This is a genomic window from Streptomyces sp. NBC_00670 (assembly GCF_036226765.1).
Lineage (GTDB): Bacteria > Actinomycetota > Actinomycetes > Streptomycetales > Streptomycetaceae > Streptomyces.
On record NZ_CP109017.1, the window covers coordinates 6507201 to 6524600 of the forward strand.

Below are 17400 nucleotides of genomic sequence, written 5' to 3' on the forward strand. Positions count from 1 at the left end.
GAGGATGGGACGCCTTCACCGTCACCATCACGGGTGACGGTACGTTCCTCTGTCCGGTTGTGCAGGGTCTCCTTCGTCCTCGATGGGGAACTGGTGGCCGTGCAGCCGGTAGACCATCTCGTCTGGAGCAGCCAGCATCCGTGCCTGCCGCCAGGCTGCATCGAATGACAATTGGCTGTCCGCTTCACGTCGCAGACGAAGTGCACGCCAGGAAGAGAGGGGGTCCAGGACGATCCGCCACAGCGCGGGGCTCATTCCTTGCGCCGCCCTTCCGCAGTACTAGAAGCGACGGAGGAGTCGTCTGATGAGTCATCGCCCTTCAGCTTCTGGAGCGCGTCGCAGAGCGCGAGCATGGCCCGGTTCTGCAGCTCAATGTCGTTGAAACCCTGGCCGACCTTTTCCCACTGGTCGAGAATGGGCTGCCACCATTCGTCAGCAGCGACCATCCACCGTGCCAGGCGCTGCCATTCGGCAACCTGCTGAGCGCCCGGCCAATCGCCTTGCTTTTCGATCCGGTCCAGCACGAAAAGGTCGGGTTGCTCGTAAAGGTTCCTGCGGAGGAACCGCAGACGCCGTACCCGTGCCTCGTCAGCCTGCTGCTGAGCAAGGTCCTCCCGTGAGCTCTCCGAGAGCGCCAGTTCCACACGGGCAGCCAGACACCGGTACCCGGTGGCGCGGGTGTGTTCCGGGGCGCCGAGCTCGGCGTTGATGGTGTCCTGCGCGGTGCGCACCTCGACGGCTGGGAAGAGCTGCGCAACCTCGCTGGCCCGCGCTAGGGTCTGGCTGACTACGAGGTCTTCGAGATTAAGCCGGGTCCGTAACGCGGGGCGCCACTCGATCGTGAACGTGGCCTCGAAGTTGATACCGGGGGTCGCGCAGCGGAGCATCCGTGGCTGGGCGCAGTGGATCGTACGGGCCCGGCGCTGCCAGAACCACCTCACGCCGAATCCCTGTTGAGCTGAAACACCGTACGGACACGTGGGTCTACGAGACGGTCCCAGAAGTCGTTGGCCGCGTTCGTCTCCCCGTCGACCGAGACGTGCTCCAGTGCCTGCATCAGGCTCACGGAAGCCTTGAAGATCTTTTGGCCGCGTAGGACGGGGAGCAACCCGTCGCGGACGCGGGCGTAGGTGTCGGGGTCGGTCGCTGACTGCCTGACCCATGTGGTGAGGCGGTTGATGGCGTCGGGAGCCGTATCGATGTCTCCCAATAGATCCTGCAAAGCCCGCTTCACGTTCACTTCGGAAGGGATTTCATCGGATAGCAGCCACGGGGTGGTGCTGCCTGGTACGGACATCAGGGCCAGGAAGGCTGCGGTGCCGGCCCCGCGGGACCGACCTGACTGCTGCCATGTTCGTACTTCGGTGATGAGCCGCGCCACCCCGGCGGGGTGCTGAGCCTGCTCGATGAAGACTGCGAGGGCCTCAGGCCAGGCTGATTCGTGCCCACTGTTGGCGGCTCGCCGCAGCCGGACCATGGCCATCCTGGCCTGAGAAGACGTGACGTCCGGGGAGTTCAGGACTTGTCGGCAGGCGGCGACCACCGTGGCCGCCCGTTCCTTGCCCGAAGCCCAGCCGTACAGAATGCCCCACGCTTGGCGGCCGATATGTTCGTCCTGTACTGCCTGGACCAAAAGGGCGCTGAGGAGTTCATCCTTCACTGGGTAGCTCTTGGAGCCGAGCTGTACGAGGTGGTCGACGTTCCCGTGCCGCAGGGTCAGAGCGGCGATGGCATCCACGACGTGCTCGTTCGCCTCGCTGCTGTCCCCAGACATAAGCCACTTGAGCAAGGGATCGCGCATGACCTCGTAGTTGTCCCAGACGTAGGTCAGGATGGCCCTGCCGTAGCCGGGTTGGTCGAAGATGGCTTCGTCGTTGCTGCTAACTCCGGCGCCGACATCGACAACACGGCGGCGCAACCCGCGGCCGGCGAATGCCGCACTTGTCGACGAGGCGAAGTCGCTGCCACTGGCGACATCGGCGCTGATGATGCGCTGCAGGTCGCGGGCGGCTTTGGCCACTACGGGCATTGGCGCGGATTGGCACACAGCCAGGGCCAGGAGGAGGCAGCGGTCTTCCAGTGGCAGCGACGTGTCCTTGCCTCCATGCCCGGAGACCGTCTCTCCGAACAGGGTGTCGAGTTTGTCTCGCCAGTCGGACATGGCGGACGTGATCCGTTCGAGCAGTCCGGCATCGAGCGCGGACCATGACGACGGGGCGTCCATGGGGAGCGACGTGTCAGTCAGCCGTTCGTGTTCCCGCCAAGCCAGCATGATCGAGTCCGCGGTGCGGACCGCTTCCACGGCGTCGAGACGGCTTATCGAAGCCTTGCTCTTGTCGACGGAGTGAAGGTAAGCAATCAGCCCAGCGGCCTCGCGAGCCCTCAGCCGCGCTTCCACGACACCCTGGGCCGGCGGCGGCTCGGTGACGTGGACGACGTGAATGCCGGATTGGACCGAGGCGTAGTGATCAGTCCAGAGATCCTTGGCCACGTTCAGGACGAGGTAGGAGCCGAGTCTTTCCAGAAGCCCGGCATGCTCTTCCAACATGGTGAGGAAATCGGCCGAGATCCGGTCGTGCTCAGGGTCCTTGAGGTCGACCTGGTAGGCGTGGCGCTCCTCGGCGGGAAGCCAGCCCACTTTGGGTGTCTTCCAGTCCGCGTCCAGTTTCACGATGTCGGTCTCCTCGCCCGTGTGCTCGGCGAGGAGGTGCAGGGCCAGGGTGGTCGATCCGTACGACCGCGGGGCGACGATGATCAGTACGTGCTTCCGCGGGTGTAACCCCGCCGGATCCAGAGCCTGCTGCCACGTCTCTGCCCATTGGGCTTCGCGGGCGATCGGCTCCTGCTTGATCCGGTGACGAGAAAGCGTGGAGCCTTCGAGGATGCCCGGTTTGCGGGTCTCGTTGATGATCTTGTCGGCGTGGTTGACGAAAAACTCCGGCCGGTTCACCGTGATCGGTGCCGGCCCAGTGTCCGGTACGGGGGGCACGACGAACGCTGCCGGGGTGGCTCGGCTGGCGCCAACGGGCTCCGTGCCTTCAGGGGCGCTATTGCTTGGGTCCAGCGGACGCGGAGCCATGCCATCCGCTCCCGTCGACGGAGACTCGAGCTCGCCGGGAGAGCGGCGCGGAAAAGGGAATTGGTCATCGGACATGCGCTCTCTGGTTCCTTTCGATGCGGCTCGGTGCGAGGGCACGGGCACGGTCAGATCCGGCGCCGGTCGATGCGCATCGTTCCGACGGTGTTGATCACGGTGGTGTCGGTCATTTCGCCGTTGAACTGGAAGATGGCGCCAGTCGGGCTGTTTGAACCGGCCGACGACGTCGGCGCGGTTGTTCCACCTCCGCCTCCGAGGGGCTCCGGGCTGATGAGCGGTGCGAGGGCTTGCGGTGTCATCTGGGGAACGAACAGCCAGCACGGCTCCTCGAATGTCTTGCCGTGCACCCGCGCCGTGGCGCTGAGGAAGCGTTCCTCGTCGAGGTCCGGTGTCCGTCCCGCGCGGACGGTCCGCCGGAACGCCGCCTCTGAGACGACGGCGGCCAGAAAGCCGCCTCGGTGTTCCCGGGCCACGGTGAGGCCCGCGTGCACGACCTGGCTGTCGAGCAGTCGGCACACTTCGTTGATGGCATCGCCACGATGGTCGGGCAGGGAGAGCGGGCCGACATGCAAAGCGGCACGCAGTCGGATCGCTGGTGCGTTGGCGAGCCGTTCACGGTCGTAGCGGACGAGCGCTGTGTGCAGGTGTTCCAGCAGTGGGTCGACCAGCCGTGCGATGTCCTTGGCCGGCATGACGAAGATGGCTCCATCTCCGGTGTCCTTGAATGCACCGGGCCGGTCTCGTGGATCCTGCAGTCCAACGTGGGTCAGCACATTGGTGAGGACGTCATCCAGATCGGAACGGATGGGCGCCATCTTCGCTTCCGGAATCTGGCTGTAGCCCTGCATATCCACGGCCAGGAGTGCCTGCTCCGGTGGCACGTCGACGGACGAAGGTGAGGCAATGGGCACGCTGTCACCGACCTTTCGGTCACGACGGAGGAATCGAGTGCCCCATGCTGATCGGCCCGGGCACGCTCTGGTGCCCACTACTGGGCACCGCCCGGGTGCGGCCGGTCACATCGTGCTGCGGGCGTGGGCCGTGATCGATGTGATGTCATGGATCAGTAGTCCGCCGCCCGGATCCGTCTCCAGCCAGCCCTCTTCCCGCCACGGCTTGATCGCCGTACCGACGGCGTTGCGGGACGCACCGATCATCTGGGAGAGCTCTTCCTGAGTCAGTCGGACACTGACCGCTGGCTGATTCGTTGCAGCGGCGTCCACGAGCCGGCGAAGGGCACCGGCCAGGCGTACGGGAACACACGCGGTGGCGAGTTCGAGCCTGACGGCTTCGGACTCCCTGACCCGCGCGATCGCATGGCGTAGCAGCGGGTTGAGTAGGTCGTTGCTCTCGACAAAGGAAAGGAAATCGGGGGCCGGAATGAGGTGCACGTGGCAGGGTTCCGCGGCGATCACAGAAGCCGAACGGGGCTGCGCATCCAGGACGGCCAGTTCGCCGAGCAGCTCACCAGGGCCGCGTATCGCGAGCAAGGCCCGTTCCCCGTTCGGCCCCGTCAACGTCACGAGGGTCGACCCCGAAGCCAGCAAGACCACATGGGTACCGGGATCCCCCTGCCGCAGGAGGACACTGCGGGCCGGGCGCACCCGCATGGGGGCGAGGGTACGCAACTGCGACCACAGACTCTCGCCGATCACTGCCATGTGCGACTGATACATATCCCCCCAAACGTAGGGACCAACCCATAGAGGGTGAGATTTTCAGGAGGTAAGGAAGGTGAGCAACAGGACCAATCCGGCCACACTGATTGCGGCCACGGTGAGATCGACGGCCACCTTGACTGCCCGGAACTTTCGGCGCGCAAGGGTGGTCAGGGCAGCCTCACGTTCCGGTATCTCGGCGCAGCTCACTGGACGTGGCGGTAGGGCTGCCGACGAGTGCCTGCTTCCGCTGCCTCCACCGACGAACTCCTCACGCCAAACGAGCCCGTTGTCCTTCGGGAAGATGGGGCGCAGGGCCATCAGTGCCGATACCAGGGCTGCCCCGAGCAGTGCGCCCACCAGCGCCACAGCCACGCTGAGCATGCGCGACGAGCTCACCGGTGCGGCCAGCGCCATCCCTGCCGTGATCGCAAGTAGGGCACCGGTTACTCCACTCAGTGCTGTTGCTTTCGTATCCGCGCGCTGCACCTCGACGAACATCCTGTTGTCATCACTCGCAGGTGCGCCGGTTGTTGTCGAGACGTGCAGCGGGACGTTCTGCGACTCGGGTTCTTCCACTGCCTTCTCCTTGTCGTTGCCTTGCGGCTTGGAGTAGCAGTCTGGGCAGGCGGCCGGAACGCAGTTGCCCACCAGGTTGTAGCGATCGCGATCGATCGGTCACAGTCGGGAGCCTGGTTAGGTTTGAACCACGAGGCTGCCCGGACCGAGTGCTCCGCAGGCGGCGGTGGGGCAGCCAGTGGCGGGTCCACTCGACCGCCTAATGCTTTGGTGCCGGATGAAGCCCCAGGCTGCCGGGTTCGTTGAACGACTTCCAGGTCGATGCAGAGGATGGCTCTGTGCTCAACGCAGTGCTTACCTGGTGCATCGTCAGGTAAGTCAGCATCTGGTCAGCATGAGTCCTCGCATACTCCGAGGCAGGTGCTTGAGCGGGTTCTTGGACGGCGATGGCACAACAGCCGGTTCTACGCGGAAGCGCAGGTGGGGAACCTTCTTGCCCAAGAAGGATCGATGTTCCTCAGCATCTTCGAGTGTGAGGAGCGTCGGTGTACAGTGAACAGCGCCCCTGACCTGCAGAAAGCGGCGGGGAGCCGTCACATAGGAGTCCAAAGTGCTGCGCACTGTTCTCAAGTCCAAGATCCACCGTGCCACCGTCACCCAGGCCGACCTGCACTACGTGGGATCGGTGACCATCGACGCCGATCTGATGGATGCGGCGGATCTGCTGCCGGGTGAGCTTGTGCACATCGTCGACGTCACCAATGGGGCCCGGCTCGAGACGTATGTCATCGAGGGGGAGCGGGGGTCCGGGGTCATCGGGATCAACGGGGCCGCCGCGCATCTCGTGCACCCCGGGGATCTGGTGATCCTCATCAGTTACGCCCAGGTGTCCGACGCCGAGGCGCGGTCGCTGCGGCCGCGGGTCGTGCACGTGGACGGCGACAACCGTATCGTCGCCCTGGGCGGTGACCCGTCCGAGCCGGTGCCGGGGTCGGACCAGGAGCGCAGCCCGCAGGCCGTGTCGGCCTGACGGTTCGACTTCGGGTGGTCATCGACTTCGAGTGGACGAGGAGTGCGGTCGTGAGTGACGACATCGAGATCCGTGACGACCGGGCGGCGGGGCGGCTCGAAGCCCGCGCCGGGGGTGAGGTCGTCGGGCGGGTGGAGTACTTCGTGCTCGACGAGCCCGGCCGTGCGCTCGTGCCCGTGCACACGATCGTCGAGCCGGCGCACGAGGGGCAGGGCATCGGAGGGTCCCTCGCTCGGGAGCTCTACGCGATCGCCGGGCGGGAGGGTGTCGCGGTGGCGCCGTTGTGTCCGTATGTCGTGAAGTGGGCCGCGCGTCATCCTCAGGAGGCGCCGGCGGCGGATGCGGCGTTGGTGCGGGCGGCGGAGGAGTGGCTGGCCGCGCATCCGGGGCGGTTCTGAAGGGGACGGGCGTCCTGCCGGTGAGGGCGGCTTCGGGAGTGTTCCCGGAGCCGCCCTTCCGTGTTCCGCCGTCGCCCTGCGCGACCGGGTGACTGGGGGGTCGGGGTTCGGGTAGGCGGGGGAGTAGTCCAGAGCCGACGTGTCGATGGCTGGAGGACAGCATGACGCAGCCGTATCCCGATCCTGTGCCGCCGGGGCCCACGCCGGGGCCCGCGCCGACGCCGCCGGGGCCCACGCCTACGCCCGGGCCGGATCCGGTGCCGCCGGATCCGGCGCCCGCGCCGCCGGTGCCGACTCCGCCCGCGCCCACTCCGCCGGGGCCGGCGCCTGTGCCGCCTGGGCCCGGGCCTGTGCCGCCCGGGCCGGGGCCCGATCGGCCGGGGCCCGTTCCGGAGCCGGGGCCCGTTCCCGGGCCCGATCCGGAGCCGCCGGGGCCGTTGTCCTGACGGGGGGCGGGGGGACGGGGGGCTATTTTCTCGCCCCCGCCGCCCCTACCCTTCCCCTCCTCCAGGGGCTGCGCCCCTTCTACCCCCGGTGCGCCTCATGGCTCGGGGGGTGTGCGGTGGTGGGCCGGGTGCGGGTGCGTCGTGGCTTGTCGCGCAGTTCCCCGCGCCCCTGACGGGGCACGGGTTGCGTTCGCGCTCGCGCGGCGGAGCCGCAGGTTGGTACAGCTCCGCGCCCCCTCGGCGACGGGACGCGCCCCCTCGCCGAAGGTGCCGTTACGCCTCGACCTCCGTGCGGTCGCCGCCCCACAGGGTGTGGAACGTGCCCTCGCGGTCCGTACGGTGGTAGGTGTGGGCGCCGAAGTAGTCGCGTTGGCCCTGGGTGAGGGCCGCGGGGAGGCGGTCGGCGCGGAGGGCGTCGTAGTACGCGAGGGCCGCCGCGAAGCCGGGGGCCGGGACACCCTGGCGGGTCGCCGCGATCAGGACCTCGCGCCAGTCGTCCTGCGCCGCCGCGATCTCCTGCGCGAACGTCTCGTCCGACAGCAGGCTCGGCAGGTCCGGGCGGGCGTCGTACGCCGCGCGGATGCGGTCCAGGAACGCGGCCCGGATGATGCAGCCGCCCCGCCAGATCGCCGAGACCGCGCCCAGGTCGACGTCCCAGCCGTACTCCTCGCTGCCCGCCGCGATCTCGTGGAAGCCCTGCGTGTACGAGACGATCTTCGACGCGTACAGCGCCTGCTCGACGCGGTCCGCGAACGCCGCCGCCTCGGACGGAGACAGCGCGGACGCCTTCGGGCCCGCGAGACCGCGCGAGGCCTCGCGCAGCGCCGCGTGCCCGGACAGCGAGCGCGCGAACACCGCCTCGGCGATGCCCGACACGGGCACGCCCAGGTCCAGCGCGATCTGGACCGTCCAGCGGCCGGTGCCCTTCTGCTCCGCCTGGTCCACCACCACGTCCACGAACGGCTTGCCCGTCGCCGCGTCCACGTGCGACAGGACCTCCGCCGTGATCTCGATCAGATACGAGTCGAGCCGCCCGGTGTTCCAGGTGCGGAAGATGTCCGCGATCTGCGCGGGGGAGTAGCCCGCCACGTCCCGCAGCAACTGGTACGCCTCGCCGATGAGCTGCATGTCCGCGTACTCGATGCCGTTGTGCACCATCTTGACGAAGTGCCCGGCGCCGTCGGGGCCGACGTGCGTCACGCACGGGGTGCCGTCCGCAGCCTTCGCCGAGATCTTCTCCAGCATCGGGCCGAGCGAGTCGTACGACTCCTTCGGGCCGCCCGGCATGATGCTCGGGCCGTTGAGCGCGCCCTCCTCGCCGCCGGAGACCCCCATGCCGACGAAGTGGATGCCCTGTTCCCGCAGTTGGCGCTCGCGGCGCCGGGTGTCGGCGAAGTGCGCGTTGCCGCCGTCGATGATCATGTCGCCGGGCTCGAGGAGCGGCGCGAACTCCTCGATCACCGCGTCCGTCGGCCCGCCGGCCTTCACCATGACGACCAGTCGGCGGGGCCGTTCCAGCGCCGCGACGAACTCCTTCGCGGTCTCGGCCGCGACGAAGTCGCCCTCGTGCCCGAACTCGTTCACGAGGTCGTGCGTCTTCGACGCCGTCCGGTTGTGCACGGCGACCGTGTAGCCGTTTCGCGCGAAGTTGCGGGCGAGGTTGCGGCCCATGACCGCGAGACCCGTGACGCCGATCTGGGCTGAACTGCTCATGCGTGGGCTCCTCAGGTTGTCGTCAACAAAAGCCGTGTGTCGTGCAACAAGGCCGAGAGCGCCAGTATTGCCTCCGGCCCCTCCCGACGTGGTGATTCGCGCTCCGTACGGCCGCGCGTCCGCCCATGTGTACGTGCGCGGGTGGCCGCCCGCCTCAGCCGTCCGGTGAATCGGCTCCCGTGCGTACGGGAACCGGCGGCGAAATCCGGCCACTTGACGTGCCGGAGCGGCCGACACCGGTCTTGTCCCGCTCCGCGCGCAGCGGTTACGGTGCCCGCTCCTGACGCCTGTCAAGGGGGCTCCCCATGGCCGTACGCGGCCGGCACCGCCGGTATCAGCCGAACAGGATCAACCGCGCCTCGCTCACCGTCACGGCGGGCGGCGCCGGCATGGCCCTGCCGCTCATCGGCACCGGGGTCGCCCACGCCGCCGACGCCGACACCTGGAACAAGGTCGCCGCCTGCGAGTCCAGCGGCAACTGGCACATCAACACCGGCAACGGGTTCTACGGCGGGCTGCAGTTCACCCAGTCCACCTGGGAGGCGTACGGCGGCCGGGCCTACGCGGCGCGCGCCGACCTCGCCACCCGCGACCAGCAGATCGCCGTCGCCGAGAAGGTCCTCGACGGCCAGGGCCCCGGCGCCTGGCCGGTCTGCTCGGGCCGCGCCGGACTGGCCCGCGGCGGGCCCGGCCCCGACGTCGACACGGGCACCCACACGCAGACCGCCCGGCAGACGGCGCGGAAACAGGCCCCCGCCGCTCCGCAGGCCCCGGCGAAGAAGCGCGCGTCGCACAAGGACGTGGCCCCGCAGTCCACCCCCCAGTCGCGGGCCGGCACCGCCGAGATGTACACCGTGGTCCACGGCGACACCCTCTCCGGCATCGCCGACTCCCACGACGTGCGCGACGGCTGGCACGGCCTCTACGCCGCCAACCGCACGACCGTCGGCTCCGACCCCGACCTCATCCTGCCGGGGCAGCGGCTCACCCTCGACGGCGCGCGCGCCACCAGTCCGGCCGGGAAGGCGGACACCAAGGAGAAGCACACCGCCGAGAAGCGACAGAAGTCCGGTGCGGCGAAGAAGGAGGCGGAGAGGAAGAGCGAGACCTCCACCCACCGGTCCGCCGCGCCGACGTCCGGTCGTACGGTCGTCGCCCCCGTCGCCGACACCAGCATCGGCACCCGCTACCACGCCTCCGGCTCGTCCTGGTCGAAGGGCTACCACACGGGCGTCGACTTCCCCGTGCCCACCGGCACCTCCGTGCGGTCCGTCGCCGCCGGGCACGTGGTCAGCGCGGGGTGGGGCGGCTCGTACGGCTATCAGGTGGTCGTACGGCACAACGACGGCCGGTACAGCCAGTACGGTCATCTGTCCGCCATCTCCGTCCGGGCCGGGCAGAGCGTGGCCGCCGGCCAGCGCCTCGGCCGCTCCGGTTCGACCGGCAACGCCACGGGGCCGCATCTGCACTTCGAGGTGCGGACGGGGCCCGGGTTCGGGTCGGACATCGACCCGGTGGCGTATCTGCGGGCCGGCGGCGTACGGCTCTGAGCGAGCGCGCGCCCGCCTTGGTGGTCCCGGTCAGGATCCGACGCGGCTGCGGTGCCGGCCGGGGAGGGGCATCGGGATGAACGGCCCGCTGTAGAACGGGCCGAAGGTGTACGGCGGGGTGCACTGGGACGGGCCCCGCAGGGACGCGGGGAGCGGAGCCGCGGTCAGGGGTGCCGGGATCGCGGGCGCCGGCTCCGGCAGCGGGCGCGGCGCGGACTCGGACGGCAGCGGCTGGGCGGGAAGCGGCCGGGCGGGCACCGTTCCGGTGGCCGACGGTGCTTCTCCGGTGACGGCCGTCGCCTGTCGCTGCCCTTCCGGCGCCGCCCCGGCGGCGGCCGTCTCCTGGCGTTCCCCGCCGAGCCGTTCCGTGGTGAGCAGGATCAGGCCGCCCGCCGCGACGACCCCGCACGCCAGGGCGAGCACGGTGCCCGTGGTGCCGTGGCGGAACGTCTCGCCGAACATGGTCAGGCCCACCGCGGCGGCGATCACCGGGTTGACGACCGTGACCGTGGCCAGCGGGGCGGCCAGGCCCGCCCCCCGGTAGGACGCCTGCGACAGCAGCGTGCCGACCGTCGCCAGTACCGCGATCGTCGCCACGCTGAGCAGCGACGCGAGCGTCACGCCGTGCTCCCAGTCCTCCGCGACGGTCTTGGTGAACACCGAGGCGATCCCGAACGCGATGCCGGACGCGCCGGCGAGCAGCACGCTGCGCACCACGGGGTGGCGGTGGGCGGCGCGGGCGGCCGTCATCAGCGCGACGACCGCGCCGGCGGTGACCGCCGCGAGCAGGACCCGCTCCGTGCTGTCCAGGGACTGCGCCTCGGCGCTGCCGGTCAGCGCGAGCATGCCCGCGAGGCCGACCGTCGCCATCAGGGCGCCGCGCCAGGCGGTGGCGCCCGCCCTGCGGCCCACGAAGAGGGCGGCCATCGGGAGCGCGAACACGATGGTCAGCGCGCCGAGGGGCTGGACGAGGCTGAGGGGGCCGTAGGCGAGGGCGACGACGTGGAGGAGGGCGCCGAGGCCGTTGAGGGCGATCGCGGCCCACCAGGCGGGGAGGCGGAGGGGGGCGTAGGGGCGGTCGGGGGTGGTGGCGGCGACGCGTTCCTGGACGATGGCTCCGGCGGCGTAGGCGACGGCGGAGACGAGGGAGAGCAGCACGGAGACCGCGAAGGCGCTCATGCGTGGCTCCTTCGGGGGGAGGCCCCGAGGGGCCGGTGCGGTGGTCTGGCTGCTTTCATGTCACCACCTTGCCTCGTGGATCGGCGTACGTCGTCGTACCTGAGCACTCATTGGGTCCTACTGCCGATGGAGTACGGGGCCCACGGGGTCCTCCCCAGGGTGGGTGACGGGGGTGGGGGAGCGCACGCGTTTTTTCCCGCCCCCGCCGCCCTTGCCCTTCCCATCCCTCAAAGGGCTCCGCCCCTTGAACCCCCAGACGTGCGGGTGGGTGGGGCTTCTCGCGCCCACGCGGCGGAGCCGCATATCGACACAGCCCCGCGCCCCTGAGAGCCAACCCCTCTTCCCCTCCCCGCCGCCATGGGTGACCATGGGCTCAGGCAACCCAGGAGGTCGCAGGTGCGGGTGGGACTGTTGAGTCGGGAGTATCCGCCCGACATTTACGGCGGGGCAGGGGTCCACGTCGAATTCCTCGCCCGGGAGCTCGCGCCGCTCGTCGATCTCGCCGTGCACTGCTGGGGCGAGGGTGCCACTCCGCACGCGAGCCCCGCCGTCACCCGGCACCGCCCCTGGCCCGCCCTCGACGACGCCAACGACGCGCTGCGCACGTTCTCCGTCGACCTCGCCATGGCCGCCGGGCTCCGCGACCGCGAGCTCGTGCACTCCCACACCTGGTACGCCAACCTCGGCGGCCACCTCGCCAAGCTCCTGCACGGCGTCCCGCACGTGATGACCGCCCACTCGCTGGAGCCCCTGCGTCCCTGGAAGGCCGAGCAACTCGGCGGCGGCTACGCCCTCTCCAGCTGGGCCGAGCGCACCGCGATCGAGGCCGCCGACGCCGTCGTCGCCGTCTCCGGCGCCATGCGCGACGACATCCTCGCCTGCTACCCCGCGCTCGACGCCGCCCGCGTGCACGTCCTCCACAACGGCATCGACACCACCCTCTACCGCCCCGACCCCGGCACCGACGTCCTGGACCGGATCGGCCTGGACCCCGGCCGCCCGTACGTCGTCTTCGTCGGCCGCATCACCCGCCAGAAGGGCGTCCCGCACCTCCTGCGCGCCGTCCGGCACATCGACCCCGCCGCGCAGGTCGTGCTGTGCGCCGGCGCCCCGGACACCCCGGAGATCGACCGCGAGTTCCGCGAGCTGTACGACGAGCTGAGCCGGACCCGCGCGGACGTGCACTGGATCTCCCGGATGCTGCCCCGCCCGGACGTCATCCAGCTCCTCACGCACGCCGCCGTCTTCGTCTGCCCCTCGGTCTACGAGCCGCTCGGCATCGTCAACCTGGAGGCGATGGCCTGCGGCACGGCCGTCGTCGCCTCCCGGGTCGGCGGCATCCCGGAGGTCGTCGACGACGGCCGCACCGGCCTCCTCGTCGACCTCGACCCGGGCGAGGACCAGACGGGCTTCGAGACCCGCCTCGCCCACGCCCTGGACACCGTCCTCGGCGATCCTTCGACGGCCCGGCGCATGGGCGAGGCCGGCCGCGCACGGGCGGTCGGCGAGTTCGGCTGGGACGCCGTCGCCCGCCGTACGGTCCGTCTTTACGAGGAAGTCCTCGACGGGGCGGCAATCGACGCCCGTCGCGGGTAGGGAATACAGACAAGACAGGGTGCCGCACACGCGTACGGGCGAACGCGGCACCACCGGGCGTAGAGGGGCGGCGGCATGCGGCGCGGTGGACCTTCGGTGCTGGGAATCGTACTGGCGGGTGGCGAGGGCAAGCGGCTGATGCCGCTGACCGCCGACCGCGCCAAACCGGCCGTGACCTTCGGCGGGACGTACCGGCTCGTCGACTTCGTACTCTCCAATCTGGTCAACGCGGACATCCTGCGCATCTGCGTGCTCACGCAGTACAAGTCGCACTCGCTCGACCGGCACATCACCACGACCTGGCGGATGTCCAGCCTGCTGGGCAACTACGTCACCCCCGTCCCCGCCCAGCAGCGGCTCGGCCCGCGCTGGTACCTCGGCAGCGCCGACGCGATCCTCCAGTCGCTCAACCTGATCTACGACGAGCAGCCGGAGTACGTCGCGGTCTTCGGCGCCGACCACGTCTACCGCATGGACCCGCGCCAGATGCTGGCCCAGCACATCGACTCCGGTGCGGGCGTCACCGTCGCCGGGATCCGGGTGCCGCGCGCCGAATCGCCCTCCTTCGGCGTGATCACCCCGGGCTCCGACGGCCGCACGGTCGACCGCTTCCTGGAGAAGCCCGCCGACCCGCCCGGCCTCGCGGACAACCCCGACTGCGTGTTCGCCTCGATGGGCAACTACATCTTCACCACCAAGGTGCTGATCGAGGCGCTCCAGCGCGACGCCGAGGACGAGAAGTCGGTCCACGACATGGGCGGCTCCCTGCTGCCCATGCTCACCGACCGGGGGGAGGCGCAGCTCTACGACTTCAGCGCCAACCATGTGCCCGGCGAGACCAGCCGTGACCAGGGGTACTGGCGGGACGTCGGCACGCTCGACGCGTACTACGAGGCCCACATGGACCTGATCGCCGAGCGGCCCGCCTTCAACCTGTACAACCGCAACTGGCCCATCTACACCCACTCCACGCAGCTCTCGCCGGCCCGCTTCAACGCGGGCGGGATCGCCAGTGAGTCGATCATCAGTGCGGGGTGTCTCATCCGGGGGCAGGTGACGCGGTCGGTCCTCTCGCCGGATGTGCGGGTGGATCCGGGGGCGGTGGTGCAGGGGTCGGTGTTGCACGACAACGTGCACATCGGGCGGGGGGCGATCGTGCGGGGGGCGATTCTCGACAAGAATGTCGAGGTGCCGCCGGGTGCGACGATCGGCGTCAACCCGAGCCGGGACGCCGAGCTGTACACGGTTTCCAAGAGCGGCGTCATCGCGCTGGGCAAGGGGCAGAGGGTTCTGTAGTTTCGCGCCCACGCGGCGGAGCCACATATGGACACAGCCCCGCGCCCCTGATCAGGGGCGCGGGGAACTGCGCAATCTTTCGGGGGCCCGGGGGCTTGCCCCCGGGGACGGGACTGGGAAGGGGCGGCGGGGGCGAAGAAACCCGCCCGGCGAACGAGACCCGTCAACACCCTGGACACAGCCCGGCAATCATGTTGTCATGCCTCTGCCTGACTGATGACAACGTTGTAATCCCCCCAACCACGAGCCCTGATCCGCCACCCGTCCTCACCCACGGAGGATCCGTGCGCACCAGACGCCTCAGAGTCAGAGACCGTCTCGCCCTGCTCCTCGTCGCGGCCATGGCCGCGACGGGCCTCGCGGCGACGGCGACCTCCCCGGCCGCGGCCACCACCGCCGCCGACACCCCCACCCCCACCGAGGCCCACGGCCTCAAGGGCGAGTACTACACCCAGTCCGCCGAGGGCGCCTTCGACTTCGCCACCCTCAAGGCGACCACCTTCGACCCCACCCTCGACTTCGCCGATCTCGAACCCCGGCTGCGCGCCACGACGGGTCAGGACAACGATGTCAGCGCCCGCTGGACCGGCCGGCTCGTCCCCGAGAAGACCGGCGCGACCACCTTCTCGATCATCGGTGACAACGGCTTCCGCCTCTGGGTGGACGACAAACTCGTCATCGACCACTGGGTGGACGACTGGGACCAGGAGCAGACCGGCGAGCCCGTCGATCTGACCGCCGGTCACGCCGTCGACATCAAGGTCGAGTACTTCGAGCACTACGGCGGCTCCAACCTCCACGTGCGCTGGACCCCGCCCGGCGGCAGCAAGACCGCGATCCCGCAGTCGGCGTTCCGCCTCCCGGAGGGCTACGACTACGACGGCCCCGTCGCGACCACCGTCCGCGCCGACGGCCGCACCCTCCAGCTCGACTTCGCCGGCCCACTGGCCGGCGTCCCGGCCGGCCTGACCGACCACCTCAGCGCGGTCGTCGGCGGCGCCACCTGGCCGCTGGGCAGGGCGAAGCTCGACCCCAAGAACCCGGCGTCGCTGCTGATCGCCCTCGACGAGCCGGTCGTCGGCAACAAGACCGGCACCGCCAAGGGCACCGCCGACGTCCGCTACGACGGCAAGGGCGGCCTGACCACCGGCACGCACACCGTCGGTGCCTTCTGGACCAGCGGCCCCAACAAGTCGACGTACGAGCTCACCACCAAGTGGGCCAAGCAGGTCGGCCCGCACAACGCCCTGCCCGAGTACCCGCGCCCGCAGCTGACGCGTACCAAGTGGCAGAACCTCAACGGTCGTTGGCAGTTCGCCGCCGCCACTTCCGGTGAGCAGCCGCCGGTCGGCAAGACGCTGGACGAGCGGATCCTCGTCCCGTACCCGGTCGAGTCGCAGCTCTCCGGGCTCGAGCGGCACGAGGACCGCATGTGGTACCGCCGCACCTTCACCGTGCCGAAGAACTGGCACGTCGGTTCCCACCAGCGGCTCCAGCTGAACTTCGGCGCCGTCGACTGGCGGGCCGAGGTCTACGTCAACGGCACCAAGGTCGCCGAACACCAGGGTGGCTACGACAAGTTCAGCGCCGACATCACCAAGGCGCTCAAGCCGGGCCGCACCCAGGAGCTGATCGTCGGCGTCTACGACCCGACGGACTCGGCGAACGGCGAGAACCAGCCGATGGGCAAGCAGCGCCTGGACCCGAGCGGCATCTGGTACACGCCGACCTCCGGCATCTGGCAGACGGTGTGGATGGAGCCGGTCGCCGCCGACCACGTCGACAACCTCAAGCTCACCCCCGACGTCGACAAGAGCACCCTCACCATCGAGCCGCAGGGCGTCCGTGACGGCGTACCGGTCACCGCGACCGCGTACGCCGGCAAGCGCAAGGTCGGCACCGTCACCGGGCGCACCGGTCACCCGCTGACCCTGCACCTGCGCGACCCGCACCTGTGGTCGCCGGACGACCCGTACCTCTACCACCTCAAGGTGCGCGTCGGCTCCGACAGCGTCGGCAGCTACTTCGGGATGCGCTCGATCTCCGTGAAGAACGTGAACGGCACCCCGCGCACGATCCTCAACGGCAAGCCGATCTTCATGATGGCCACCCTCGACCAGGGCTTCTGGCCGGACGGTCTCTACACCGCACCCACCGACGAGGCCCTCGCCTACGACCTGAAGGTGCACAAGCAGCTCGGCTTCAACTCCGTGCGCAAGCACATCAAGGTGGAGCCGGACCGCTGGTTCTACTGGGCCGACCGGCTCGGTCTGCTGGTGTGGCAGGACATGCCCGCGATGAACGCCGGCACCAGCCCGTCCACCGCCGCCCGCGCCGAGTTCGAGCGCGAACTGAAGCAGATGATCGACGAGCACATCAGCAGCCCGTCGGTCGTCATGTGGGTGACCTTCAACGAGGGCTGGGGCCAGTACGACATGGCCCGCATCGCCGACCAGGCCAAGGCCTGGGACCCGACCCGGCTGGTCAACAGCATGTCCGGGATCAACCTCGGGGCCGACGGCGGCACCGGCGACATCATCGACGAGCACGGCTATCCCAGCCCCGCCCTGCCACCCAACCCGGACGGCAGGCGCGCCCTGGTCAGCGGCGAGTACGGCGGCCTCGGCCTGGCGGTGCCCGGCCACGCCTGGTCGGTGCAGCAGTCGTACGTGGACGTCGACCCCTCGACGTACACCGACGACTACCTCACCAAGCTCGACGAGGTGCACGCGCTGGCCTGCAAGGGCGGCAACGGCGCGGTCTACACCCAGATCAGCGACGTCGAGGGCGAGCTCAACGGCCTGCTGACCTACGACCGCCGGGTGCTCAAGCCCGACGTCGACCGGGTGAGGGCGGCCCAGCGGTCCCTCATCCACGACGCGTCGCAGCCGACGGTCGCCGGTTGCACGGAAAACTGA

13 protein-coding genes are annotated in these 17400 nt (G+C 69.7%); 6 read left to right on the forward strand and 7 right to left on the reverse strand.

Annotated elements, in window-relative coordinates:
* Positions 1-251: 251 nt before the first annotated feature.
* From OIE12_RS28670 to OIE12_RS28690, 5 genes are all read right to left on the reverse strand, one after another.
* Entirely contained in the window at positions 252-941 is a 690-nt protein-coding gene (locus OIE12_RS28670) for a hypothetical protein (RefSeq protein WP_329140240.1), read from the reverse strand.
* On the reverse strand, positions 938-2950 hold the full coding sequence (locus tag OIE12_RS28675; RefSeq protein ID WP_329140242.1) for a hypothetical protein: 2013 nt from the start codon (positions 2948-2950) through the stop codon (positions 938-940). Before OIE12_RS28675 ends, OIE12_RS28670 begins: the two co-directional genes overlap by 4 nt.
* A gap of 254 nt (positions 2951-3204) precedes the next feature.
* The gene (locus OIE12_RS28680; protein WP_329140244.1) at positions 3205-4008 is read right to left on the reverse strand and encodes a hypothetical protein; all 804 of its coding nucleotides are present in this window, start codon (positions 4006-4008) and stop codon (positions 3205-3207) included.
* Between the two features lie 105 nt (positions 4009-4113).
* Positions 4114-4758, reverse strand: coding sequence for a Crp/Fnr family transcriptional regulator (locus tag OIE12_RS28685; RefSeq protein ID WP_329140246.1), 645 nt, complete (start codon positions 4756-4758; stop codon positions 4114-4116).
* Positions 4759-4815: 57 nt separating this feature from the next.
* Positions 4816-5334: a hypothetical protein gene (locus tag OIE12_RS28690; RefSeq protein WP_329140248.1), complete on the reverse strand. Its 519-nt coding sequence runs from the start codon at positions 5332-5334 to the stop codon at positions 4816-4818.
* A gap of 550 nt (positions 5335-5884) precedes the next feature.
* Here OIE12_RS28690 and panD point away from each other — a divergent pair.
* Positions 5885-6304, forward strand: coding sequence for an aspartate 1-decarboxylase (gene panD / locus OIE12_RS28695; protein WP_329140250.1), 420 nt, complete (start codon positions 5885-5887; stop codon positions 6302-6304).
* A 50-nt stretch (positions 6305-6354) separates the two neighbouring features.
* The gene (locus OIE12_RS28700) at positions 6355-6702 is read left to right on the forward strand and encodes a GNAT family N-acetyltransferase (protein ID WP_329140252.1); all 348 of its coding nucleotides are present in this window, start codon (positions 6355-6357) and stop codon (positions 6700-6702) included.
* Between the two features lie 719 nt (positions 6703-7421).
* Here OIE12_RS28700 and gndA read toward each other — a convergent pair.
* The gene (gene gndA, locus OIE12_RS28705) at positions 7422-8861 is read right to left on the reverse strand and encodes an NADP-dependent phosphogluconate dehydrogenase (RefSeq protein WP_329140254.1); all 1440 of its coding nucleotides are present in this window, start codon (positions 8859-8861) and stop codon (positions 7422-7424) included.
* Positions 8862-9166: 305 nt separating this feature from the next.
* Here gndA and OIE12_RS28710 point away from each other — a divergent pair, with 305 nt between their 5' ends.
* Entirely contained in the window at positions 9167-10411 is a 1245-nt protein-coding gene (locus tag OIE12_RS28710) for a transglycosylase family protein (RefSeq protein ID WP_329140256.1), read from the forward strand.
* Positions 10412-10441: 30 nt separating this feature from the next.
* Here the strand turns inward: OIE12_RS28710 and OIE12_RS28715 are convergent, their stop codons facing one another.
* Positions 10442-11590: a DMT family transporter gene (locus tag OIE12_RS28715; RefSeq protein WP_329140257.1), complete on the reverse strand. Its 1149-nt coding sequence runs from the start codon at positions 11588-11590 to the stop codon at positions 10442-10444.
* Positions 11591-11986: 396 nt separating this feature from the next.
* Here OIE12_RS28715 and glgA point away from each other — a divergent pair, with 396 nt between their 5' ends.
* From glgA to OIE12_RS28730, 3 genes are all read left to right on the forward strand, one after another.
* Positions 11987-13186: a glycogen synthase gene (gene glgA, locus OIE12_RS28720; RefSeq protein ID WP_329140259.1), complete on the forward strand. Its 1200-nt coding sequence runs from the start codon at positions 11987-11989 to the stop codon at positions 13184-13186.
* 75 nt (positions 13187-13261) lie between these two features.
* Complete coding sequence (gene glgC, locus OIE12_RS28725) at positions 13262-14482, forward strand: glucose-1-phosphate adenylyltransferase (protein WP_329140261.1); 1221 nt, start codon at positions 13262-13264, stop codon at positions 14480-14482.
* Between the two features lie 284 nt (positions 14483-14766).
* Complete coding sequence (locus OIE12_RS28730) at positions 14767-17400, forward strand: PA14 domain-containing protein (RefSeq protein ID WP_329140263.1); 2634 nt, start codon at positions 14767-14769, stop codon at positions 17398-17400.